General features: G+C 73.4%; 20 protein-coding genes. 10 read left to right on the forward strand and 10 right to left on the reverse strand.

Annotated elements, in window-relative coordinates; translation table 11 throughout:
- Positions 1–144: 144 nt before the first annotated feature.
- Positions 145–1314: a thiolase C-terminal domain-containing protein gene (locus ACZ7FF_RS24835; protein ID WP_470814472.1), complete on the reverse strand. Its 1170-nt coding sequence runs from the start codon at positions 1312–1314 to the stop codon at positions 145–147.
- A 116-nt stretch (positions 1315–1430) separates the two neighbouring features.
- Between ACZ7FF_RS24835 and ACZ7FF_RS24840 the strand changes: the two genes are divergently transcribed.
- Both ACZ7FF_RS24840 and ACZ7FF_RS24845 read left to right on the forward strand, forming a co-directional pair.
- Positions 1431–2615, forward strand: a complete 1185-nt coding sequence (locus tag ACZ7FF_RS24840) for an acyl-CoA dehydrogenase family protein (protein WP_470814473.1) — start codon at positions 1431–1433, stop codon at positions 2613–2615.
- Complete coding sequence (locus ACZ7FF_RS24845) at positions 2615–3100, forward strand: nitroreductase family deazaflavin-dependent oxidoreductase (RefSeq protein ID WP_470814474.1); 486 nt, start codon at positions 2615–2617, stop codon at positions 3098–3100. Before ACZ7FF_RS24840 ends, ACZ7FF_RS24845 begins: the two co-directional genes overlap by 1 nt.
- On the opposite strand, the gene ACZ7FF_RS24850 is transcribed toward ACZ7FF_RS24845, so the two are convergent.
- A complete protein-coding gene (locus tag ACZ7FF_RS24850; RefSeq protein ID WP_470814475.1) occupies positions 3097–3714 on the reverse strand; it encodes a LysE family translocator in 618 nt (205 codons plus the stop codon). The genes ACZ7FF_RS24845 and ACZ7FF_RS24850 overlap by 4 nt on opposite strands.
- A gap of 82 nt (positions 3715–3796) precedes the next feature.
- On the opposite strand from ACZ7FF_RS24850, the gene ACZ7FF_RS24855 reads away from it, so the two are divergent.
- Positions 3797–4249: an Lrp/AsnC family transcriptional regulator gene (locus ACZ7FF_RS24855; protein WP_055710012.1), complete on the forward strand. Its 453-nt coding sequence runs from the start codon at positions 3797–3799 to the stop codon at positions 4247–4249.
- 73 nt (positions 4250–4322) lie between these two features.
- Here the strand turns inward: ACZ7FF_RS24855 and ACZ7FF_RS24860 are convergent, their stop codons facing one another.
- Positions 4323–4970 (reverse strand): TetR family transcriptional regulator, encoded by a 648-nt coding sequence (locus tag ACZ7FF_RS24860; protein ID WP_470814476.1) that lies wholly within the window; start codon positions 4968–4970, stop codon positions 4323–4325.
- Positions 4971–5092: 122 nt separating this feature from the next.
- Here ACZ7FF_RS24860 and kbpA point away from each other — a divergent pair, with 122 nt between their 5' ends.
- Together kbpA and ACZ7FF_RS24870 are read left to right on the forward strand one after the other, a co-directional pair.
- Positions 5093–5827 (forward strand): AfsK-binding protein KbpA, encoded by a 735-nt coding sequence (kbpA, locus tag ACZ7FF_RS24865; protein WP_470814477.1) that lies wholly within the window; start codon positions 5093–5095, stop codon positions 5825–5827.
- Between the two features lie 179 nt (positions 5828–6006).
- The gene (locus tag ACZ7FF_RS24870) at positions 6007–8340 is read left to right on the forward strand and encodes an outer membrane protein assembly factor BamB family protein (protein ID WP_470814478.1); all 2334 of its coding nucleotides are present in this window, start codon (positions 6007–6009) and stop codon (positions 8338–8340) included.
- Between the two features lie 123 nt (positions 8341–8463).
- Here the strand turns inward: ACZ7FF_RS24870 and ACZ7FF_RS24875 are convergent, their stop codons facing one another.
- From ACZ7FF_RS24875 to ACZ7FF_RS24885, 3 genes are read right to left on the reverse strand one after another with little or no spacing between them, the layout of a single operon-like run.
- Complete coding sequence (locus tag ACZ7FF_RS24875; protein ID WP_470814479.1) at positions 8464–9240, reverse strand: enoyl-CoA hydratase/isomerase family protein; 777 nt, start codon at positions 9238–9240, stop codon at positions 8464–8466.
- On the reverse strand, positions 9237–9644 hold the full coding sequence (locus ACZ7FF_RS24880) for a Zn-ribbon domain-containing OB-fold protein (protein WP_470814480.1): 408 nt from the start codon (positions 9642–9644) through the stop codon (positions 9237–9239). The genes ACZ7FF_RS24875 and ACZ7FF_RS24880 overlap by 4 nt, the downstream gene beginning before the upstream one ends.
- A gap of 2 nt (positions 9645–9646) precedes the next feature.
- A complete protein-coding gene (locus ACZ7FF_RS24885) occupies positions 9647–10801 on the reverse strand; it encodes a lipid-transfer protein (RefSeq protein WP_470814481.1) in 1155 nt (384 codons plus the stop codon).
- A gap of 88 nt (positions 10802–10889) precedes the next feature.
- Between ACZ7FF_RS24885 and ACZ7FF_RS24890 the strand changes: the two genes are divergently transcribed.
- Complete coding sequence (locus tag ACZ7FF_RS24890; protein WP_470814482.1) at positions 10890–12515, forward strand: FadD3 family acyl-CoA ligase; 1626 nt, start codon at positions 10890–10892, stop codon at positions 12513–12515.
- A 16-nt stretch (positions 12516–12531) separates the two neighbouring features.
- On the opposite strand, the gene ACZ7FF_RS24895 is transcribed toward ACZ7FF_RS24890, so the two are convergent.
- A complete protein-coding gene (locus ACZ7FF_RS24895; protein WP_470814483.1) occupies positions 12532–12732 on the reverse strand; it encodes a DUF397 domain-containing protein in 201 nt (66 codons plus the stop codon).
- Positions 12713–13564 (reverse strand): helix-turn-helix domain-containing protein, encoded by an 852-nt coding sequence (locus tag ACZ7FF_RS24900; RefSeq protein WP_470814484.1) that lies wholly within the window; start codon positions 13562–13564, stop codon positions 12713–12715. Before ACZ7FF_RS24900 ends, ACZ7FF_RS24895 begins: the two co-directional genes overlap by 20 nt.
- 118 nt (positions 13565–13682) lie before the next feature.
- Here ACZ7FF_RS24900 and ACZ7FF_RS24905 point away from each other — a divergent pair, with 118 nt between their 5' ends.
- Positions 13683–14300, forward strand: a complete 618-nt coding sequence (locus ACZ7FF_RS24905; RefSeq protein WP_470814485.1) for an ATP-binding protein — start codon at positions 13683–13685, stop codon at positions 14298–14300.
- Between the two features lie 101 nt (positions 14301–14401).
- Here the strand turns inward: ACZ7FF_RS24905 and ACZ7FF_RS24910 are convergent, their stop codons facing one another.
- Complete coding sequence (locus tag ACZ7FF_RS24910) at positions 14402–14623, reverse strand: hypothetical protein (protein WP_470814486.1); 222 nt, start codon at positions 14621–14623, stop codon at positions 14402–14404.
- A 210-nt stretch (positions 14624–14833) separates the two neighbouring features.
- Positions 14834–17800 (reverse strand): SARP-family global regulator AfsR, encoded by a 2967-nt coding sequence (gene afsR / locus ACZ7FF_RS24915; RefSeq protein WP_470814487.1) that lies wholly within the window; start codon positions 17798–17800, stop codon positions 14834–14836.
- A 189-nt stretch (positions 17801–17989) separates the two neighbouring features.
- Between afsR and ACZ7FF_RS24920 the strand changes: the two genes are divergently transcribed.
- The 3 genes from ACZ7FF_RS24920 to ACZ7FF_RS24930 are packed head-to-tail and all read left to right on the forward strand — an operon-like array spanning position 17990 to position 20931.
- Positions 17990–19228, forward strand: coding sequence for an amidohydrolase family protein (locus ACZ7FF_RS24920; protein ID WP_470814488.1), 1239 nt, complete (start codon positions 17990–17992; stop codon positions 19226–19228).
- Between the two features lie 2 nt (positions 19229–19230).
- Positions 19231–20148: an LLM class F420-dependent oxidoreductase gene (locus tag ACZ7FF_RS24925; protein WP_470814709.1), complete on the forward strand. Its 918-nt coding sequence runs from the start codon at positions 19231–19233 to the stop codon at positions 20146–20148.
- 12 nt (positions 20149–20160) lie between these two features.
- Positions 20161–20931 carry an SDR family NAD(P)-dependent oxidoreductase gene (locus ACZ7FF_RS24930; protein WP_470814489.1) on the forward strand — a complete coding sequence of 257 codons (771 nt, stop codon included), beginning with the start codon at positions 20161–20163 and terminating at the stop codon, positions 20929–20931.
- Positions 20932–20978 lie beyond the last annotated feature (47 nt).

The following is a 20978-nucleotide window of genomic DNA, read 5'->3' on the forward strand; positions in this document are numbered from 1 at the left end:
AGGTGCTGGACCGGCACATGCACCACCTGCGGACGCCCCATGCCCCGCCCTCGGAGCATCCGCAGACAGCCCAGAACCTAACGAAGCACTACTAGGGCCTGTCGTTCGGATCAGGTCAGACAGGCCCCAGGCGGCCGCACACGCTCAGCGGCCCAGGACCACCGTGCCCGACGAGCAGAACCAGCCCCCGGTGCCGGAGGCGACGCCCAGCCGCGGCAGGCGTCCGTCCCGGCCGTGCACCTGGCGCTCCCCGGCCTCCCCGCGCAGCTGCCGCACCGCCTCCACGAGCAGGAACAGCCCCCGCATCCCCGGGTGCTGGGCCGAGAGGCCGCCGCCGTCGGTGTTCACCGGCAGGTCGCCGCCGCGCACCAGCAGGCGCCCCTTCTCCACGAACGCGCCGCCCTCGCCCTTGGCGCAGAAGCCCAGGTCCTCCAGGGTCACCAGGGTCATGTAGGTGAAGGCGTCGTAGATCTCCGCGAAGTCGATCTCGGCCGGGCGCACCCCGGCCCGCTCGAAGGCCAGCCGGCCGCTCACCGCGGCCGGGGACACCGTGAAGTCCGGCCAGTGCGACATCGCCGCGTGGCTGACGTGCTCGCCGGTGCCGAGGACCCACACGGGGTCCGTGCGGCAGTCGCGCACGTACTCCTCGGCCGCCAGGAGCACCGCCGCGCCGCCGTCCGAGCGGATGCAGCAGTGCAGCTTGGTGAAGGGGTCGGCGATCAGCGGTCCGGCCTGGACGTCGTCGACCGTGATCGGGGCGCGGAACATCGCCTCCGGGTTCAGGGCCGCGTTCGCCCTCGCCTGGACCGCGACCTCGGCCAGCTGCTCGACGCTCGTGCCGTGCTCGATCATGTGGCGGCGGGCCGCCATCGCGTACTTGGCGACCAGCGTGTGGCCGTAGGGCACCTCGAACTGCAGCGGACCGCGCGCGCCGAAGGACAGTTCGCCCGTCCTGCGGCCCGCCCTGATGTCCGCCCGCGCCGTCGAGCCGTAGACCAGCAGGACCGCGTTCGCGTGGCCGGCGGCTATCGCGTCCGCCGCGTGGGCCGCCATGACCTCCCAGGTCGAGCCGCCGACGGAGGTGGAGTCCACCCAGGTCGGGCGCAGGCCCAGGTACTCGGCGACCTCCACCGGGGCCAGCGTGCCGAGGCCCGCGGAGGCGAGGCCGTCCACCCGGGCGCGGTCCAGGCCGGCGTCCGCGAGCGCGCGGCGGGCCGCCTGGGCGTGCAGTGTGTAGGGGGTGGCGTCGGCGACCCGGCCGCAGTCGGAGAGGGCCACGCCCACCACGGCGACCTTCCTGCTCCCTGGTGTCATAAATCTGACGGTACATCAGGTAATGGCCCCGGTGGCAGGTGTCGCGGCTCTGGGCATCCCGGCGGCGCTGACCTAATATGACGCACCGTCAGATGAGGGACGCGGAGGGATCAGCCATGGACACCCGCCTCACCGCCGAGCAGGACGAGATCCGCCGCACCCTGCGCGAGCTGCTGCACCGGCAGTGCGGCCCCGCCGAGGTGCGGGCCGCCGTCGACGGCCCGGACGGGTACGACCCGCGGCTGTGGACCGCCCTCGCCGACCGGCTCGGCCTGCCCGGCCTCGCCCTCCCCGAGCGGTACGGCGGGGTCGGCTGCTCGGTCACCGAGCTGGCCCTCGCCTGCGAGGAGACCGGCCGCGCCCTCGCCCCCTCCCCGCTGCTCGCCACCTCCGTGCTCACCGCGCCCCTGGTCCTCGCCCTGGGCACCGAGGCGCAGCGCGCCGCACTGCTGCCCGGGCTCGCGGCCGGCACCCTCACCGCCGCCCTCGCCGTCCCCGGCCCGGCCCTCACCACGGCCCTCGCCCTCACCCGCGGGAACGGCGGTTACACGGCCGGCGGGGGACGGGCCGGCGGGGTGCAGGCGCGGCACACGGAGACGGGCTGGCGGCTGTACGGGCAGGCGGACCAGGTGCTGGACGGGCACAGCGCCGGACTGCTGCTGGTCGCCGCGCACACCGGCGGGTTCGCCCGCTCCCGGACGCTGCTCTTCCTGGTCGAGGCCGGGGCCGAGGGGCTGGCGCGGGCCCGGCAGACCGCCCTCGACGCCACCCGGCCGCAGGGGCGCGTGCAACTGCGTGAGGTGCGCGCCGAGTTGCTGGGCGACGAGGACACGGACGTACGGCCCGCGCTCGCCGCGCACGGGGACCTCGTCGCCACCGTGCTCGCCGCCGAGGCGGTGGGGGCGGCCGACCGGGTGCTGGAGCGGACCGTGCAGTACGTCGGGGAGCGCGAGCAGTTCGGGCGGCCGGTCGGATCCTTCCAGGCCGTCAAGCACCGGCTGGCGGACGTGTACGTGGCGGTGCAGGCCGCGCGGTCGGCCGCGTACTACGCCGCCTGGGCGGCGGCGCACGGGGAGCGGGCCGGAGCCCTGGCCCTCGCGCAGGCGGGGGAGGCGCTGCGGTGTGCCGCCGCCGAGGGCATCCAGTTGCACGGCGGGATCGGGTTCACCTGGGAGCACGACGCCCATCTGTACTTCAAGCGGGCCGCCGGGGACGAGCTGCTGTTCGGGCCCGGGCACCGGCTGCGGGAGCGGGCCGCGGAGACGGCGGGGCTGTTCCCGCGCGGGCAGGTGGCGGTCTGATGGGCGCGGGCGCCGGCGTACGGCTCGTGCAGCGGGTCTCGTCCACCCGGGTGTTCGCGAAGGTCGCCCCGCATGTGGTCCCGGCGCTGGACCGGGGCGTGCACCGGCTCACCCGGGGCCGGGTCCTGCTCAGCGCCCGGCTGCTGCCGGGGGTGATCCTCACCTCCAGCGGCGCCCGCAGCGGGCTGCCCCGGCGCACCCCGCTCGCCTGCATGCCGGAGGAGGGCGGCCGGAGCTGGATCCTCGTCGGCTCCAACTTCGGCCGCACCGGCCACCCCGCCTGGACCCACAACCTGCTCGCCCACCCGGAGGCGTCCGTCAGCTGGCGGGGCGAGGACATCCCCGTCACCGCCGTGCCGCTCACCGGACCGGAGCGGGCGGCGGCCTGGCGGGCGGTGCTCGCCTTCTGGCCGCCGTACGCCGCCTACCAGGCCCGGGTGACGCGCGAGATCCGGCTGTTCCGGATCACACGGCGGCCGTCCTAGAACGTGGCGAGCCGCTCCACCAGCAGGAACGCGCCGATTCCCAGCATCGCCGCGCCCGAGGTGCGGGTGACCGCGCGGGCCGCCGCCGGACGTGCGGTGAGCAGGACGCGGGCGAGGACGCCGACGGTGAGGTAGACGGCGGCGCAGCACGCCATGTGGAGCAGGCCGAGGGCCGCCGTCTGCGCGGCCACGGGGAGGTGGGGGCCCCGGAGGGTGAGGAACTGGGGGAGGACGGAGAGGTAGAGCAGCAGTCCCTTGGGGTTCAGGCCGCTGATCGTGGCGCCCCTGAGGAAGATCCGGTCCTCGGGCGGGGCCGCCCGGCCGGCGTCCGGTACCGCCGGGCGGCGCAGCACTCCCCAGCCGAGCCACAGCAGATAGCCGGCGCCCGCCACCGTCAGGGCGGTCAGCAGTCGGGGGGAGCCCGCGACCAGGACCGCCAGGCCCGCGCTCGCCAGCGCGGTGTGCAGGGCGTACCCCGAGACCAGGCCCGCCACCGCGCGCGGTACCCGGCCGCCGCGCAGGGCGGCCGCGATCACATACGCCCAGTCGGCGCCCGGCACGCAGACCAGCAGCAGGTCGACGGCGAGGAAGGAGAAGAGCAGTCCCGAGTCCATGTCGGGGACATTAGGCGCGATTGGCCCGAAAGTGTTCCTGAAGTTTGCCCTTGATCACGGATTCTGGGCAAATATCTTCTTCATGGACGACGTAGACCGGAAAATCCTTGCCGAGTTGCAGCAGGACGGGCGGCTGACCGTGACGGAGCTGGCCGCGCGGGTGCGGCTCAGCGTCTCGCCCTGTCACCGCCGGCTGCGCGAGCTGGAGCGCTCCGGCGCCATCCAGGGCTACCGGGCGGTGGTGGACGCGGCCGCGCTCGGGCTGAACTTCGAGGCGCTGGTCTTCGTCTCCATGCGGCAGGAGGACCGGGACACCGTCGCCGAGTTCGAGCGGGCGGTCGGCGAGCTGGAGCACGTGCTGGACGCCCAGCGGCTCTTCGGCGAGCCCGACTACCTCCTGCGGGTCGCCACCGCCGACCTCGCCGCGTTCCAGCGCCTGTACGACGAACGGCTCGCGACCCTGCCGGGCGTGCAGCGCCTGACCTCCACCCTGGTGATGAAGCACGTGGTCAGGGACCGGCCGCTGCCCGCGTAGACGGCAGGCGGTGGCTCAACGCGTGAACCACCGCCCGCCAGACAGGACTTGGACTTCGTAAGAGGGGTGAGCGCTACTTCGTCGGCTTCTTGCCGGTCACGCCCAGGTGCACCAACAGAGCGAGGTTCGGCTTGAGTTCGGCCTGCTTCACGCCCCAGGAGGAGAAGCCCTTCTGGTGGGACGCCACCGCGGCGAGCATCGCGACCAGGGAGCCGGCCACCGCCGCGGGGTTCACGTCCTTGTCGACCCTGCCCTTGGACTGCAGCTCCGCGATGGAGTCCGCGAGGGAGTTGTTGACCGAGTTCAGGATCTTCATGCGGATCTTGTAGAACCGTTTGTCCCCCTCGGCCGCGCCGAGGTCGACCACACGCAGGATCGCGTCGTTCTTCCGCCAGAACTCCAGGAACCCGTCCACGAGTTCCTGCGCGGTCTGCCAGCCCGCCTTGCCGGTCCAGGCGCGGCCCTCCAGGAGTTCGGTCAATCCCGCGCCCTCGGCCGCCATTTGCTCGGCGATCTCCAGGACGGCGCCCTCGACGTCCGGGAAGTACTGGTAGAAGGTCGCGGGCGAAGTACCGGCCTTCCGGGCGACATCGATGACCTTGACGTCCCGGTAGGGGGAGGAGCTGAGCATCTCGCTGAGGCAGTCGAGCAGCTTCTGCCGGGTCGCCTGCCCACGCCGGCCGGCCACGCGGCCGTCGACGGTACGCACTTGTCCTGTCATGCCGTCAGCTTACCGAGGGGTGATCGGAGCGCGATTCGGCCGACTGCAAATGGGGTGCACGGGTGTATGGAGGGTGGTGTTGCTGGTCTGCGGGGTGCGCGTCGCCCGGCTACTTTGACGACATGGCCGAAAACAGGGCATCCGCGAACGAAGAGGCATACGGGGAGGGCGTGCCCTGCTGGGTGGACGCCCAGCTCGACGACGTCGAGGGGGGCAAGCGGTTCTACGGTGAGCTCTTCGGGTGGACCTTCGAGGCGGCGTACGGCTCCTCGGTGTGGGCGCGGCTGGGGGGAGAGCCGGTCGCCTCGATGGCCCCCAAGATCGACGGCCGGCTGCCCACCGTCTGGACGGTCTCCTTCGCCACCCCGGACGCCACGGCCCTCGGCCGGCGGGTCACCGCGGCCGGCGGACAGGTGATCATGGCCCCGTTCCCGGTGGGCGACCTCGGGGTCGCGGCCCTCGCCGCCGACACCGAGGGCGCGGTGTTCGGCCTGTGGCAGCCCGGCACCCACCCCGGCTTCGGGCGCCGGCACGAGCCGGGCACCTTCGTCTGGGCCGAGCTGTACACCCCGGACACCGCCGCCGCCAACGTCTTCTACGGCGGCCTCTTCCACGACGCCCTGTTCGGCGCCGGTGCCGAGCCCGACTTCGGCCGTGCCGACATCACCGACGTCTTCCCCGCCGAGATGCCCGCCCACTTCCTCGCCCACTTCCGGGTCACCGGCCTCGACGGCGCACTCGACACCGTGCGGCGGCTCGGCGGCAGGGTGCAGGCGCCACCCTTTGAGACGTCGTACGGACGAGTGGCCGTCGTCACCGACAATCAGGGGGCGTCGTTCGCACTGCTGCAGCGGTGAAGCGACCGCATTCGTCGGTGTTCGCGGTAGAACACCCCGATTCGTCGCCGGGTTCGCAACCAGCCGCTCGGCCAGGAAGAATCGGGGTGCGTGCCGCCACGGCGGTGCGGTGGTGAGACGCTGCACTTCGGTCGCGTACATAAGGAACGGCGCGGCCAGTACGGGGAGGTGGCAGGCAAGTGGTGGATCAGCTGACGCAGCACGATCCGCGGCGGATCGGGCCGTTCGAGGTGCTGGGCCGGCTGGGCGCCGGCGGCATGGGGCTGGTCTATCTCGCGCGCTCGGCGTCCGGCCGGCGCGTGGCGATCAAGACGGTGCGCACCGAACTGGCCGAGGACCAGCTCTTCCGCGTCCGCTTCACCCGTGAGGTGGAGGCGGCCCGCGCGGTCTCCGGGTTCTACACGGCGGCCGTGGTCGACGCCGATCCGCGGGCCGCCGTGCCGTGGCTGGCCACCGCCTACGTCCCCGCGCCCTCCCTCGAGGAGATAGTGAACGACTGCGGGCCGCTGCCGGCCCAGGCCGTGCGCTGGCTGGCGGCGGGCGTCGCCGAGGCGCTGCAGTCCATCCACGGGGCCGGGCTGGTCCACCGCGACCTCAAGCCGTCCAACGTGCTGGTGGTCGAGGACGGCCCCCGGGTGATCGACTTCGGCATCGCCTCCGGTGTGTCCAACACGCGTCTGACCATGACGAACGTCGCCGTCGGCACCCCCGCCTACATGTCCCCCGAGCAGGCCAAGGACTCCCGCAGCGTCACCGGCGCCAGCGACGTCTTCTCCCTCGGCTCCATGCTGGTCTTCGCGGCCACCGGCCACCCGCCCTTCCACGGCGCCAACCCGGTCGAGACCGTCTTCATGCTGCTCCGGGAGGGCCCGGACCTCACCGGTCTGCCCGACGAGCTGCGCCCGCTGATCGAGCTCTGCATGCAGATGGAGGCCCCCGGGCGCCCCAGCCCGGCCGACCTCCAGGCCCAGCTCGCCCCGCACCTGTTCGGCTCCGGCTCCGACGACAGCGGCACCGCCTCCGCCTGGCTGCCCGAGAAGGCGGTCGCGCTCATCGAGTCCCGCCGTGGCGGCCGGCCCGCCGTAAAGCCCGCCCCGGTCACCGCGGGCGGCCCCCGCAGCGGCGGCCGCGCGGCCGTACCCCCGCCGCCGCCGTACGACCCGCCGATGCCGGCCGGTGCCCCCGACACCGGGCCGGTCCGGCTGGCCGGCGCCCCGGTGCCGATCGGCCCCGGCCCCCGGGTCGCCGACGCCCGCGCCGCCGCCGTCAAGGCGCCCCCTCCGGAGGCCGGCCTGGTCGCCAGCTGGTCCCGCCCCCGCCCGGGCCTGGCCGGCGCCGACCCGGCCCTCGCGCCCGTGCCGCCCCAGCCCCCGGAGACGGCGAGCGGCTGGCGGCCCTGGCGTTTCCGCATGTCGAACGATGTGTGGGGCACCCCGTCGGTCGACGGCGACCTCGTGTACGTCACCTCCTTCGAGGTGCACGCCCTCGACGTGGGCACCGGCCGCCGCCGCTTCAAGACGCGGGACGTGGCCTGGTCCATGGCGGTGGCGGACGGCCGTATCCACGCCTCCGACGGGCCCACCCTCTTCGCGCTCGACGCGCGCGAGGGCGGCGACCTGTGGCGGCTGTCCACGGACGCCTGGGTGTACTCCCTCAGGGCGGACCGCGGCACGGTCGTCACCGGCACCCGGGGCGGCGGCGTCCAGGCCTGGGAGGCCGCGAACGGGCAGAAGCTGTGGGAGATCAGCGGCTGCCAGACCGACTTCGAGTCCCCCGAGTCCGGCCCGCTCGTCCACGACGGCACGGTCTACGTGTGGCAGGACGCCCGGCTGCGCGCCCTGGAGGCCCGCACCGGCGAGGAGCGCTGGTCGTACCCCATCGGCGACGCCGCCTCCTGCGGCGGTGTCCCGGTGCGGCTCGCCCCGGCCCCCGACGGCTACGTCTACGTCAGCGCGGGCACCCGTGTGCTCGCCTTCGAGGCGGCGAGCGGCATGGTCCGCTGGCACTTCGAGGCCCCCGCGGTCTTCCTGTGCCCGCCCGCCTTCGCCCCCGGCCCGGCCGTCACCGGCGGCGGCATCTACCTCGCCGACTACCTCGGCACGGTCTACGCCCTCGACGCCACCGACGGCCGCGACCGCTGGCGCATCGCCACCGAGGCCCGCTCCTCCATCGACCCGGTCCTGGTGGCGGCCGGCCACGTCCATGTGGGCAGCGGCAAGGGCCTGTACACCCTGGACGCGGTCACCGGCACCCCCAAGTGGCGCTTCCAGGCGGGCGGGGACGTCGTGGGCGCGCCCGCGGTCGCCGAGGGCCGGATCCACTTCGGTTCCACCGACCACCTGCTGTACACCCTGAAGGCCGACGACGGCCGGCTGCGCTGGAAGCTGGCGACCGGCGGCGAGATCACCGGCTCCCCGGTGGTCAGGGACGGCGTGGTGTACGCGTGCAGCAAGGACCGCTGTGTGTACGCGCTGGACGCGGAGAAGGGCACCGGGACGGCCCGCACGACGTGAACCGGGTGCGTGACGGCCGTCGTACCGGCTGACACGGAAGGGTTCCGGACGGCGGCCGTCCAGGGCCGACGCTACCCCCGGTACCCGGCACCCGCCATGCGGTCCCGCGCGGGCCGGGGCGGCTCACCGCACCCGGAACCCGTCCCGGCGCCGCCCGGCGAACAGCGCGGCCTGCCGTTCGGCCGGCAGATTGCCCAGCGCGATGAGGTGCGGCGCCTGCGCGAACGCCTGCGCACGCGCCGCCTCCTTGGCCGCCCACAGGGCCCGCACGGTCCCCTGCACCCCCTCCGGCGGATACCCCGCGACGACGGCGGCACAGCGCACGGCCGCGTCCAGCGCCTCCCCGGGCGCGGTGAGTTCGGAGACGAGCCCGACGGCATGGGCCCGCTCGGCGGAGATCCGCTCGGCCGTGCCCATGAGCATCATCCGCGCGGCCTCCCCGTACGGCATCCGCTGGGCCATGAGCACGGACTCGTACGCGCTGACCATGCCGTAGGCGGTGTGCGGATCGAAGAAGACCGCCGTGGTGTCCGCGACGACGAACTCGCTCTCGCCCAGCAGGTAGAAGGCGCCGCCGCAGGCCATCCCGCGCACCGCGGCCACGACCGGCTTCCACAGGTCGTTCGCCTTCGGCCCGACCGCGAGCAGCGGATCGTCCTGCATGTACGGCGACGACGGCTGCGGTACCACCGCGTCCCGGTCGATGCCCGTGCAGAACGCGCGCTCCCCGGCCCCGGTGAGCACGACCGCCCGTACGGCGTCGTCGAAGCGCAACGCCCGCCAGACGGCGGCGAGTTCCCCGGCCATGGCGAGGTCGACGGCGTTGAGCCGCTCGGGCCGGTCGAGCGTGACCACGGCGACACCGCTGTCCTTGTCGGTGTCGACCCGGACGGTGCTCACGCGAGGATCCACTGCGGCAGCCCGCCGGAGAAGACCACCTGCACCCGGGCGCCGACCCGGATCCGCTCCGGCTCGACGGAGTCCAGGGCCGCCCCGGCCCGGCTCACCACGTTCCCCACCAGCCGGATCCGCGGGGCGTCCTCCAGCTCCACGACGACCACGTTGTACGGCGCCTGCGCCGCGTAGTCGGGCAGCAGCGGCGGATGCGGCACGACGTAGGACCACACGCGCCCGCGCCCCGACACGGGCCGCCACTCGCTCGCGAAGGACTGGCAGTGCGGGCAGCAGGGCCGGGGCGGGAAGCGCGCCTCGCCGCACTCGCCGCAGGCCTGCACGCGCAGTTCGCCGCGGGCCGCGTACTCCCAGAAGGGGGCGCCGTCGGTGTCGGTGACCGGAGTCAGCATGGTCAGCTCCTCAGGAGGAGAGCGGAGGTGGGGACACCCTCACCGGCCGTGACCAGGCAGGTCGCGGCACCGGGGACCTGCGCGGTGCTGGTGCCGCGCAGCTGCCTGACGCCCTCGTTGATGAGGTTGAAGCCGTGCACATAGGCCTCGGAGAGCCCGCCGCCCCCGGTGTTGACCGGCAGCCGGCCCCCGATCTCCAGCGCGCCCTGCTCGGTGAAGGCGCCACCCTCCCCCCGGCCGCAGAAGCCGTACCCCTCCAGGGAGAGCGGGACGAGCGCGGTGAACGCGTCGTAGATCTGCGCCACGTCCACGTCGTCCGGTGTGACGTCGGCGTGCTTCCACAGGTGCCGGGCGGCGGTCCAGGCCGGGCCGGTGAGCGGGTCGTCGTTCCAGTAGTTGACCATGCCGTGGTGCTGGGCGGGCAGCCCCTGGGCGGCGGCGTGGACGTACACGGGCCGCCGCGCGCAGTCCCGGGCCCGCTCCCGGCCGACGACCACGCACGCGAGGGCACCGTCGGTCTCCAGGCAGTTGTCGAAGAGGCACAGCGGCTCGCTGATCCACCGGGAGGTCATGTACATCTCGCGGGTCAGCGGCCGTTCGTACATCACCGCCGCCGGGTTCTGGTTGGCCCGGTTGCGGCAGGCGAGGGCGACGTTGAACAGGTGGTCGCGGGTGGCGCCGTACTCGTGCATGTACCGCCGGGTCAGCATGGCTATCTCGTCGGCGGGCCGCAGCAGCCCGAAGGGGCGGGTCCACTGGGCGGGAGTGGGCAGCTGCACCGTGGTGCTGGTCCACGGCCGCGGCCCGCTGCCCCGCTTGCGGGACCGCCAGGCGACCCCCACCGTGGCCTGCCCGGAGGCGATGGCGGCGGCGAGGTGCGCCACGGTCGCACAGGACCCGCCGCCCCCGTACCCGACCTTGCCGAAGTAGGTCAGGTCCCCGAACCCGACCGCCTTCGCCAGCTCCACCTCGTCCGTCTCCTCCATCGTGTAGGAGGCCAGGGCGTCGACCTCGCCGGGCGCGATCCCCGCGTCGTCGAGCGCGGCGAGCACGGCCCGGCAGGCGAGCGTCCGCTCGTCCTCCGGGAGGTGCCTGGCGAAGGTGGTCTGCCCGATACCGACGATGGCCGTGGCGTCCTTGAGTCCCGTTCCTGCCATGGTGTGCGGCCCCCTCCACTGGCTGACAGTCCGTCAGGTTACCGCTAATCTGACGGACAGTCAGCTACGTGTGTCGGGGAGGTCCGCCATGGACGGCGAGTGGGACACCATCCCGGAACTGGTCAGGTCGTCGGCCGGGCGGTACGCGGACGCCGAGGCCGTGGTCGACGGCCGTACGCGCATCACGTACGCCGAACTCGGCGCCCGCGTCGAGCGCGCCGCGGCGGCCTGCCTGGCCGGGGGCCTGCGGACCGGCGACCGGGTGGCCGTCTGGGCTCCCAACTCCCTGGACTGGATCGTCGCGGCCCTCGGCGCGGTCTCGGCGGGCGCGGTGCTGGTGCCGCTGAACACCCGCTTCAAGGGCGCCGAGGCCGCCGACGTGCTGCGCCGCAGCGGCGCCCGGCTCCTCTTCGTCACGGGCACCTTCCTCGGCACCTCCTACGTGGCGTCGCTGCGCCGCGCGGCGGGCGCGCCCGCCGGCGCCGCCCGCCCCGGCGTCCCCCTGCCCGGCCTGCCGGACCTGGAACAGGTGGTGGTCCTCTCGGGCGACGCACCCGCGCACTTCCGGACCTGGAAGGACTTCCTTGCGGCGGGGGAGGGGATCTCCGGAGCGGAAGTCGCCGCCCGGGAGGCCGAGTTGGTCGGCTCGCACCTCTCGGACATCGTCTTCACCTCGGGGACGACGGGCCGGCCCAAGGGCGCGATGATCACGCACGCGCAGACCCTGCGCGGGTACGGGATCTGGGCAGAGCTCGCCGGACTGCGCGCCGGCGACCGCTATCTGATCGTCAACCCCTTCTTCCACACCTTCGGCTACAAGGCCGGGGTGATCGCGTGCCTCATGCGCGGGGCGACGATGATCCCGCAGCCGGTGTTCAACGTGGACACGGCCCTCGCCAACATCGCGGCGGAACGGGTCTCGGTGCTCCCCGGTCCCCCGACCCTCCACCAGTCCCTCCTGGACCACCCGTCCCGGGACGCCCACGACCTCTCGGCGCTCCGGCTCGTGGTCACGGGCGCCGCGGTGGTGCCGCTGCGCCTGGTGGAGCGGCTGCGCGGCGAACTCGGCGTCGGCACGGTCCTCACCGCCTACGGGCTCTCGGAGGCGAGCGGCATCGTCACCATGTGCCGGCGCGGCGACGACCCCTCGGTGATCGCCACCACCTCCGGCCGCGCGATCCCCGGCACCGAGGTGCGGGTGGCCGACGCCTCGGGCACGGCGGTTCCGGCGGGCGTCCCGGGCGAGGTCCTGGTCCGCGGCTTCAACGTCATGCGGGGCTACTTCGCCGACCCGGCGGCCACGGCGGAGGCGGTGACCCCGGACGGCTGGCTGCGCACCGGCGACGTGGGGGTCCTGGACCGGTCCGGCAACCTGCGCATCACGGACCGCATCAAGGACATGTTCATAGTCGGCGGCTTCAACGCCTACCCGGCGGAGATAGAGCAACTGCTCGGCACCCACCCGGACGTGCGGGACGTGGCCGTGATCGGCGTACCCGACGCCCGGCTCGGCGAGGTCGGCAAGGCGTTCGTGGTGCGCGGCCCCGGCTCCACCCTCACGGCCGACGACCTGATCGCCTGGTCCCGCCGCGAGATGGCGAACTACAAGGTGCCGAGGTCCGTGGACTTCGTCACCGGACTCCCCCGCAACGCGAGCGGAAAGGTGCTGAAGGGGGTCTTGCGGGGCAGGGGACCGGACGCGCCCGGGAGCTGACGGGAAGGGGGGCTGCTCAGCCCTTCACGGAGCCGAGGAAGGCGCCCCAGGCGCGGGGACCGAAGAGGAGTACGGGGCCGTCCACGGCCTTCTTCGAGTCGCGGACGGGGATGACGCCCTGGAGGTCGGCCACTTCGACGCACTCGCCGCCGGTGCCGTTGCTGTAGCTGCTCTTGCGCCACATGGTTGCACTCAAGTCAATCCCGACGCTTGCCATTTCGGTAGTCCTCTGCCGCAGCCTCGGTGATCGCAAGGGACGCCTCAGGCGGCAATGCGGCGGCCCTGAGCAGATCGTACGACTCGCGGTACTGCTTCACGAGTGCCGGATAGTCAATGAGTTGACCGCTGTGCAGGGATTCGGTGTACACCACCGGAGGTGCGTCCGTGAAGGTCATGAACCTGGTCATGCCCATCATGAACGGATGGACACCGGTGGTTTGCGGGATGATCTGCAGAATGGAGTGCGTCTTCCGCACCACCTGCGCGATGTGCTCCAGGAGTTCCGCCATCTGCTCGTCGGCAAGCGCTGGTCGCCGGATGAGTGACTCGTCCAGCACCGCCCAGAACTTGGGTGGGTTCTCCGAGTCGAAGAGCTTGGCGCGGGCCACGCGGACGTTGACCTTCTCCTCGACCTCCTCGTCGGAGGCGCGGGGCATGGCGGCTCGTACGATCGCTCGGGCGTAGGGCGGTGTCTGCAACAACCCCGGCACAAGCATCGGCGCCCAGTCCTCGACGGTCTCCGCATGGCGCTCCATCTCCGCCACGTCCGCGAAGTACTCCGCATGCCCCGACTGCCGTGCCCTGCGGGCGTCTTCACAGCGGCGCTCGAAAAAGCCGTCCGTGCCCAGCACCTTGTCGGCGTGCCGGGCCAGGTCCACCGGCATGCGGCGCTCGCCCCGCTCGATCTGGCTCAGGAAGGGCACACCGCGGAAGCTTCCCTCGGCCAGTTGTTCCAGGGTGAGGCCCGCCAGTTCCCGTTGGTAGCGCAACTCGGCGCCGTAGAAGGAAGGGACGTTGGCCGATGCGTCAGGATCCTTGCGTGGGGGCACAACTCATCACCGCCGTTTGCCGGTTGCACTGCGTAGCCGAAACCTCTTCAAAAGGTACCGACGCCGGCTTCACCCTGTGACTGTTTCCTCACAGCACGCACCGGAAGGCGTACGCATCGTGCCGTCCCCAACCCCCGCCCCCGCCGATTCGGGCAACTCCGTCTACGACATCACCCTCTGCGTGGACGACCTGCGCGCCGCCCTCTCCGGGCACGGCATCGTCCTGCCGTCGCTGCGGGTGGACCTGGCGAGCTTCGCGGGCAGCTACCGGCCCCCGGCCGGCCTCGTCGCGCTCGGTAACTGCAACGCCGCTACGGCACGCAAGCTGGTCGCGGCGCTGCGGAGCGCCGGGAGCGCGATCGGCCGACCGCCGCTGGACATCGAACTCCCCGCCGTGCCCGGGGTCCTTCAGGGCCTCCGTCGCACCGTCCGCCGCTATCTGGACGCACCCTGCCCCGATGTCCAGCTCTGCGTCACCGAACTCGTCACCAATGTGATCCGGCACGTGGGAGAGGGGACCCAGGTTCGGGTAAGGGTGACGCGAAAGGGCGGCAGCCGTGTTCGCGTCGAGGTCACGGACCCGGCCGGCCAGGCTCTCCCCGCGCCTGTGACCGGGACCCCCGAAGACGAGGAGGGCCGTGGGCTCGCCATGCTGGACGCGGTGGCGCTGTGCTGGAGCGTGGAGCGGGGGGTGGAGGGCAAGACGGTGTGGTGCGAGCTGGCGGTGACGGAGTGAGTGACGGCCCGCCGGCGCGAAGCCGCCTCCGCCCCGGACACACCTCGGCCGCGGCGGCTTCCCCTCCGCGCCGCCGCGGCCGATCCCCGTGCGGGAAAGGTCTAGCTGGGGTCGGACGTGATGTGGGTGTTGTCCGGCGTGGCCGTACCGCCCGTGGCGTCCTTGGTGTCGGTGATGTGCGTGTTCAGCGGCTGCACCGTGCCGCCCGCCTGGGCGTCGGTGATGTGCGTGTTGAGCGGCTGCACCGCGGCGCCGGCCTTGGCGTCGGTGATGTGCGTGTTGTCCGGCTTGACGACGGGCTCGTCCTTGGTGGTGTCGCTCATCAGGTGCTCCCCTTGGAAATCGCGTTGCGGCTGTGCGGGCCCATCCGGTCACTCCCCCGAGATCGACCGGATGGGCCACTGGAGCCGCCAACTCTAGATCGAGAGCCCGGCGGCCTCACCGGCGGTCCGTGCGCCCCCCGACGCGACGTCCCGATGTCCAAGAGGATGCCGGAGGGCGATAAACGATCGATGAACGCCGGGGCGGGCGGCTCAGGCCGCGGCGGCCGGCGTCAGGAGCGCCTGCACCTCCGCCGCCTCCGGCGAGTTGAGCCGCTCGTAGATCTCCAGCGCGTCCTGCCAGCAGACCTGGGCCCGGCCGGTGTGGCCGATGCCGTTCAGGGCCTTGCCGAGCACGGTGAGCACATTGCCCCGGCGCCACTCGCCGCCGATGTCCCGCAGCTGGCTCAGGGACATCTCGGCGTGCGCCGCGGCCTGCGCGGGCCGCTGGGCGAGCAGGTCCACCTCGGCGAGCCGGAAGAGGGTCATGCCCTCCCACAGCCGCTGCCGGCTGACCCGGAAGACGGGCAGTGCCTGACCGAGGTGCGCGGCGGCGTCGTCCAGCCGGTCGCTCCTGCCGAGCGCGAGTCCGAGCGCGTAGTGGCCGTTGGCCGCCTTGAGGGAGTGCCCGAGTTCCTCGTACATCTCGGTGCCCTGCCGGGCGAGATGGACCGCGCTGTCGGCGCGCCCGGTCTGCAGGTGCAGCCGCGAGAGGTTGCACAGCGCCGCCGCCGCGCCCGACAGGTCACCGCAGGCGCGGAAGTCCCTTATGGCGCGCTCCAGATACTCCTCGCCCTCGGCGTAGCGGCCCTGGTAGAAGCAGAAGGCGCCGAGGATGTTCGCCGCCCAGCAGCAGGGCAGGGGGTCGTCGGCGGCCTCCGAGAGGGTGAGCGCCCGCCGGGCCTCCTCGTGGGCCAGGGCGAACTGCCCCGACCAGTGGCGTGCGTTGGCCAGTACCAGCACGGCCCGGCCCTCGGCCCTGCCGTCGAAGGCGGTGTGCGCGGCGTCGCGCAACGCGGCACCGGACGCCTCGTACTCCTTGAAGTTGGCGCCCGACTCGGCCAGGTCGACCGCCGCCCACAGCAGGTCGACCGCCCGGCGCAGTGTCGTGCCGCTCGACGACTGCCGTACGCAGGCGAGCAGCGGCACCGCCTCGGAGTAGAGCCAGTCCTGCGCGGTCCGCCGGTCGGGGAAGACGAGACCGGGGACGGCGGTCGGCTCCAGGTGGTCCACCAGCCGGTCGCCCGGCCGTTCGATCGCGTAGACGCCGGCCACCGTGGCCAGGTAGAAGTCCAGCAGCCGCGACAGCGCGGCCTCCCGCTCGCTCGGCGGCTGCTCGTCCCGCTCCGCGCACGCACGCGCGTAGAGCCGGACCAGGTCGTGGAAGCGGTAGCGGCCGGGCGCCGCCGACTCCAGCAGGGACGTGTCGACCAGGGACTCCAGCAGGTCCTCGGTGTCCTCCGCGGGGAGGCCCAGGACCGCCCCTGCGGCGGCCAGGGAGATGTCCGGGCCGTCGGCGAGCCCCAGCAGCCGGAAGGCGCGCGCCTGGGCCGGCTCCAGCTGCCCGTAGCCCAGCTCGAACGTCGCCTTCACCGCAAGGTCGCCGGCCTGCAGCTCGTCCAGCCGGCGGCGTTCGTCGGCGAGCTTGACCGCGAGCACCGAGACCGTCCAGGTGCGGCGGGCCGCCAGGCGGGACGCGGCGATCCGGATGGCCAGGGGCAGGAAACCGCACGCGGCGACGACGTCGAGGGCGGCCTCCCGCTCCGCCGCGACCCGCTCCTCGCCCACGATCTTCGTGAACAGCGCGAGCGCCTCCTCGGGGGACATGACGTCCAGGTCCACCAGATGGGCCCCGGCCAGGTCCACCATCCGCACCCGGGAGGTCACCAGGGCCGCGCAGCCCTCCGTCCCGGGCAGCAGCGGACGGATCTGCGCCGCGTCCTTCGCGTTGTCCAGCAGCACGAGGACCCGGCGGCCGTCCAGCACCGAGCGGTACAGGGCCGCGCGCTCCTCCAGGCTGTCCGGGACCGCCGAGTCGGCCGTGCCGAGGGCCCGCAGGAAGGAGCCCAGCACGGTCTCGGGCTCCGCGGGGCGCGGGCCCGCGCCCTGCAGGTCGACGTAGAGCTGGCCGTCCGGGAAGGCGGTGCGGGCGCGGTGGGCGACATGGACGGCCAGGGTGGTCTTGCCGACGCCCCCGATGCCGGCCAGGGCGGAGACCGCCATGACCCGGCCCTCCGTCTCGGACGCCGAGGCCAGCACCTCGCTCAGCTCGTCCACGACGGTGGACCGGCCGGTGAAGTCGGGTACGGAGGCGGGCAGTTGTGCCGGGCGGACCGGGACCGCGGCCGGTTCCTGCGCCGGGGCGGACGGCTCGGCGAGCGCGGGGTCCGCCTGGAGGATGCGCTGCTGGAGCTCGCGCAGGCCCGGGCGGGGGTCCACGCCCAGCTCGTCCGCGAGCAGCCGGCGGGTGTCGGCGTACACCGCCAGCGCCTCCGCCTGCCTCCCGCTGCGGTACAGCGCCAGCATCAGCAGTTCCCGCAGCCGCTCCCGCAGGGGGTGCGCGGCCGTCAGCGCGGTGAGTTCGGAGACCGCCTCCGCGTGGCAGCCCTGCTCCAGGTCCATGTCCAGGCGTGACTCCAGCAGGCCGAGGCGCCACTCCTCCAGGCGGACCCGCTGGGTCTCCGCGTAGGGGCCGGGGACGCCGGCCAGCGGCTCGCCGTCCCACAGGGCGAGGGCCTCGCCGAGCAGCGAGCGGGCGCGGCCCAGGTCGCCCGTGCCCCGCGCCTTCTCCGCCTCCGCCGCCAGGTCCTGCGCCGCGGCCAGGTCCAGCACGCCCTCGCCGAGGCCGCGGACCGCGTAGCCGCCGGACTCGCTCACCAGGACCCCAGGGTCCAGGACCTTGCGCAGCCTCGACGCGTACGTGCGCACCGCCGCCAGCGCCTGGGACGGGGGCTCGGGGCCCCACAGCGCGTCGATCAGCTCCGCCGCGGTGGCCGTACGGCCCTCGCGCAGCAGCAGGGCGGCCAGCAGGGCGCGCTGCTGGGGGGAGCCCGTGCTCAGCGCCTCCGCGCCGCGCCAGGCCCGCACCGGACCGAGCACGCCGAAGCGCAACGCCGCCGGTTCCGCGCCGGTCGCGGAGCCGGGACGTCGCTGCTCAGGCACTCGCGGCCCACCGTCCATGCGTTCGCCCCCCTCGGCATCACGAACCACCCCGTCAGTTTGCCTTGTTCCGGGTGGTTGCGTCAGCCGTGGGAGACGCCGATCACAGGCCGGTGCGTCTCAGTCCACAAAGCCCTCACACCCTCTTCGCACACACGCGGCCGACACCGATAGCTGACGGGTCGTCAGATCGGCGCTACCGTGAGCGCCATGGACACCCACGACAGCACTTTCCCGCTGATCATCTCCGTGGACGACCACACCGTCGAGCCCGCCACCGTGTGGCAGGACCGGCTGCCGAAGAAGTACCGGGACACCGGGCCCCGGATCGTTCGCGCCCCGCTGAAGGAGATGACCTTCCTCGGCGGGCGCTTCCGGCCGGTCATGGGGGCGCCGGGCAGCGACGACGGGCCGCTCGGCGACTGGTGGGTCTACGAGGACCTGCACCGGCCCCTCACCCGGCTCGACACCGCCGTCGGCTACGACCGGGACGAGATCAAGCTCGAGGTCATCACCTACGGGCAGATGCGTGCCGGGTCGTACGACGTCCCGCAGCGGCTCGCCGACATGGACGTCAACCACGTGCAGTCCGCCCTCTGCTTCCCCACCTTCCCGCGCTTTTGCGGGCAGACCTTCACCGAGGCCCGGGACCGGGAGCTCGCCCTGCTCTGCGTCCGGGCCTACAACGACTGGATGGTGGAGGAGTGGTGCGGGCCCGAGGCGCACGGCCGGCTGATACCGCTCACGCTGATACCCCTGTGGGACGCCGAGCTGGCGGCCCGGGAGGTCCGGCGCAACGCCGAACGGGGCGTCCGGGCCGTCGCGTTCTCCGAGATTCCCCCGCACCTCGGTCTGCCCTCGGTCCACACCGACGACTGGGACCCGTTCCTCGCGGCCTGCGACGAGACCGGCACGGTCGTCGCCATGCACATCGGCTCCAGCAGCCGGATGCCCTCCACCTCCGCCGACGCGCCGCCCGCCGTCGGCTCCACCATCACCTTCGCCAACTGCTGCTTCTCGATGGTGGACTGGCTGATGAGCGGCAAGTTCGAGCGCTTCCCGAACCTGAAGGTGATGTACGCCGAGGGCCAGATCGGCTGGATCCCCTACATCCTCGAACGCGCGGACGTGGTGTGGGAGGAGAACCGGGGCTGGGGCGGGGTCGCCGACAAGGTGCGCCGCCCGCCGTCCGAGCTGTTCGCCGGACACGTCTACGGCTGCTTCTTCGACGACGCCTTCGGCCTGCGCAACCTGGACGCCGTCGGGATCGGCAACGTCCTGTACGAGACCGACTACCCGCACTCCGACTCCACCTGGCCCAAGTCCCGCGAGGTCGGCGAGGCCCAGATGGGGCACCTGGCGCCGGACGTGGTCGAGCGGATCGTGCGCGGCAACGCCATCGACCTGCTGGGCCTGACCGCGGACGGCCTGTGGCGGGGGGCGAAGTGAGCCTGGCGTACGGCATCCAGCTGCCCGTCCAGGCGCAGAGCGCCCTGTTCGCCGAGGCGTGGGAGGCCGGGGCCGGCCCGGCGGACCTGGTGGAGATCGCGCGGGCCGTGGACCGCGCCGGGTTCGACTACCTGGCCTGCTGCGACCACGTGGCGGTCCCGCGGCGGCTGGCCCCGGCCATGAGCACGGTCTGGTACGACCCCGTCGCCACCCTCGCCCACCTCGCGGCCGTGACCGGGCGCGTCCGGCTGCTCAGCCACGTGGCCGTGGTCGGGCTGCGCCACCCGCTGCTCACCGCGAAGCAGTACGCCACCCTCGACCACCTCTCCGGCGGGCGGCTGGTCCTCGGGGTGGGGGCCGGACACGTGCGGGAGGAGTTCGAGGCGCTGGGGGCGGACTTCGAGCGCCGGGGAGCCGTCCTGGACGAGAGCATCGACGCCCTGCGGGCCGCCCTCGGGACCGAGGAGTTCCCCGAGCACCACGGCAAGTTCTACGACTTCGCCGGGCTCGGCCAGCGGCCCCGGCCGGCGCAGCCGCGCGTCCCCCTCTGGGTCGGCGGCTCCTCGCCCGCCGCGGTGCGCAGGGCCGCGCTGCGGGGCGACGGCTGGCTGCCGCAGGGGGACCCGCGCGAGCGCCTGCCGGTACAGGTCGCCCGGATCCGGCGGCTGCGGGCCGACCACGGCGTCGAGGGCCCCTTCACCGTCGGTGCCCTCACCGAGCCGCTGTACGTCGGCCGGGCCGGCTGGGACGTCGGGCGGCGCACCCTCACCGGGTCGCCGGAGGAGATCGCCGAGTCGCTGCGGGCGTACCGGGCGCTGGGCGTGGACCAGGTCCAGGTGCGGTTCCGCAGCCGTGGCCGGGCCGAACTCATCGAGCAGATCGAGGCGTTCGGGGCCGAGGTCGCGCCCCGCCTGAACTGAGGGAGGAGCTTCATGGGCAAGCTGGACGGGCGGGTCGTCGTCATCACCGGGGCGGCCCGCGGACAGGGCGAGCAGGAGGCCCGGCTCTTCAGGGCGGAGGGCGCGCGGGTGGCCGTCGCCGACGTGCTGGACGACCAGGGGGAGGCCCTGGCCAAGGAGATCGGGGCGCTGTACGTGCACCTCGACGTGGGCAGCGAGGAGGGCTGGCGGGAGGCGGTCGCGGCCGTGAAGCGGGCGTACGGGCGGATCGACGGGCTGGTCAACAACGCGGGCATCCTGCGCTTCAACTCCCTCGTGGACACCCCGCTGGACGAGTTCATGCAGGTCGTCCAGGTCAACCAGGTCGGCTGCTTCCTGGGGATCAGAACGGTCGCGCCGGAGCTGACGGACGGCGGCACCATCGTCAACACCGCCTCCTACACCGCCCTGACGGGCATGGCGGCCGTCGGCACGTACGCCGCCACCAAGCACGCCGTGCTCGGACTGACCCGGGTGGCCGCGCTGGAGCTGGCGGACCGGCGGATACGGGTCAACGCCGTCTGCCCGGGCGCCATCGACACCGCGATGTCGAACCCGGCCCGGCTGGACCCGGACATCGATCCGCAGGAGATGAGCCGGGCGCTGGACGAGCTGTACCGCAAGCTCGTGCCGCTCGGGCGGGTCGGGCAGCCGGAGGAGGTGGCGCGGCTCGCGCTCTTCCTCACCTCGGACGACTCCTCGTACATCACCGGCCAGCCGTTCGTGATCGACGGCGGCTGGCTGGCCGGGGTCAGCGTCATCTGAGGGATCGTCAGCTATTGACGCTCGCGACGGCCGGTGCGACAGTCGGC

Source organism: Streptomyces sp. NPDC037126 (assembly GCF_055605965.1).

Bases quoted from the DNA above. Each gene is read 5' to 3' on its own strand.
- ACZ7FF_RS24850 (WP_470814475.1), bottom strand. From the start codon at position 3,714: ATGGACTCGGGACTGCTCTTCTCCTTCCTCGCCGTCGACCTGCTGCTG.
- ACZ7FF_RS24880 (WP_470814480.1), bottom strand. From the start codon at position 9,644: ATGCTGACTCCGGTCACCGACACCGACGGCGCCCCCTTCTGGGAGTAC.
- ACZ7FF_RS24840 (WP_470814473.1), top strand. From the start codon at position 1,431: ATGGACACCCGCCTCACCGCCGAGCAGGACGAGATCCGCCGCACCCTG.
- ACZ7FF_RS24920 (WP_470814488.1), top strand. From the start codon at position 17,990: ATGGACACCCACGACAGCACTTTCCCGCTGATCATCTCCGTGGACGAC.
- kbpA (WP_470814477.1), top strand. From the start codon at position 5,093: ATGGCCGAAAACAGGGCATCCGCGAACGAAGAGGCATACGGGGAGGGC.
- ACZ7FF_RS24910 (WP_470814486.1), bottom strand. From the start codon at position 14,623: ATGAGCGACACCACCAAGGACGAGCCCGTCGTCAAGCCGGACAACACG.
- ACZ7FF_RS24885 (WP_470814481.1), bottom strand. From the start codon at position 10,801: ATGGCAGGAACGGGACTCAAGGACGCCACGGCCATCGTCGGTATCGGG.
- ACZ7FF_RS24855 (WP_055710012.1), top strand. From the start codon at position 3,797: ATGGACGACGTAGACCGGAAAATCCTTGCCGAGTTGCAGCAGGACGGG.
- ACZ7FF_RS24835 (WP_470814472.1), bottom strand. From the start codon at position 1,314: ATGACACCAGGGAGCAGGAAGGTCGCCGTGGTGGGCGTGGCCCTCTCC.
- ACZ7FF_RS24845 (WP_470814474.1), top strand. From the start codon at position 2,615: ATGGGCGCGGGCGCCGGCGTACGGCTCGTGCAGCGGGTCTCGTCCACC.
- ACZ7FF_RS24895 (WP_470814483.1), bottom strand. From the start codon at position 12,732: ATGGCAAGCGTCGGGATTGACTTGAGTGCAACCATGTGGCGCAAGAGC.
- ACZ7FF_RS24930 (WP_470814489.1), top strand. From the start codon at position 20,161: ATGGGCAAGCTGGACGGGCGGGTCGTCGTCATCACCGGGGCGGCCCGC.
- ACZ7FF_RS24890 (WP_470814482.1), top strand. From the start codon at position 10,890: ATGGACGGCGAGTGGGACACCATCCCGGAACTGGTCAGGTCGTCGGCC.
- ACZ7FF_RS24860 (WP_470814476.1), bottom strand. From the start codon at position 4,970: ATGACAGGACAAGTGCGTACCGTCGACGGCCGCGTGGCCGGCCGGCGT.
- afsR (WP_470814487.1), bottom strand. From the start codon at position 17,800: ATGGACGGTGGGCCGCGAGTGCCTGAGCAGCGACGTCCCGGCTCCGCG.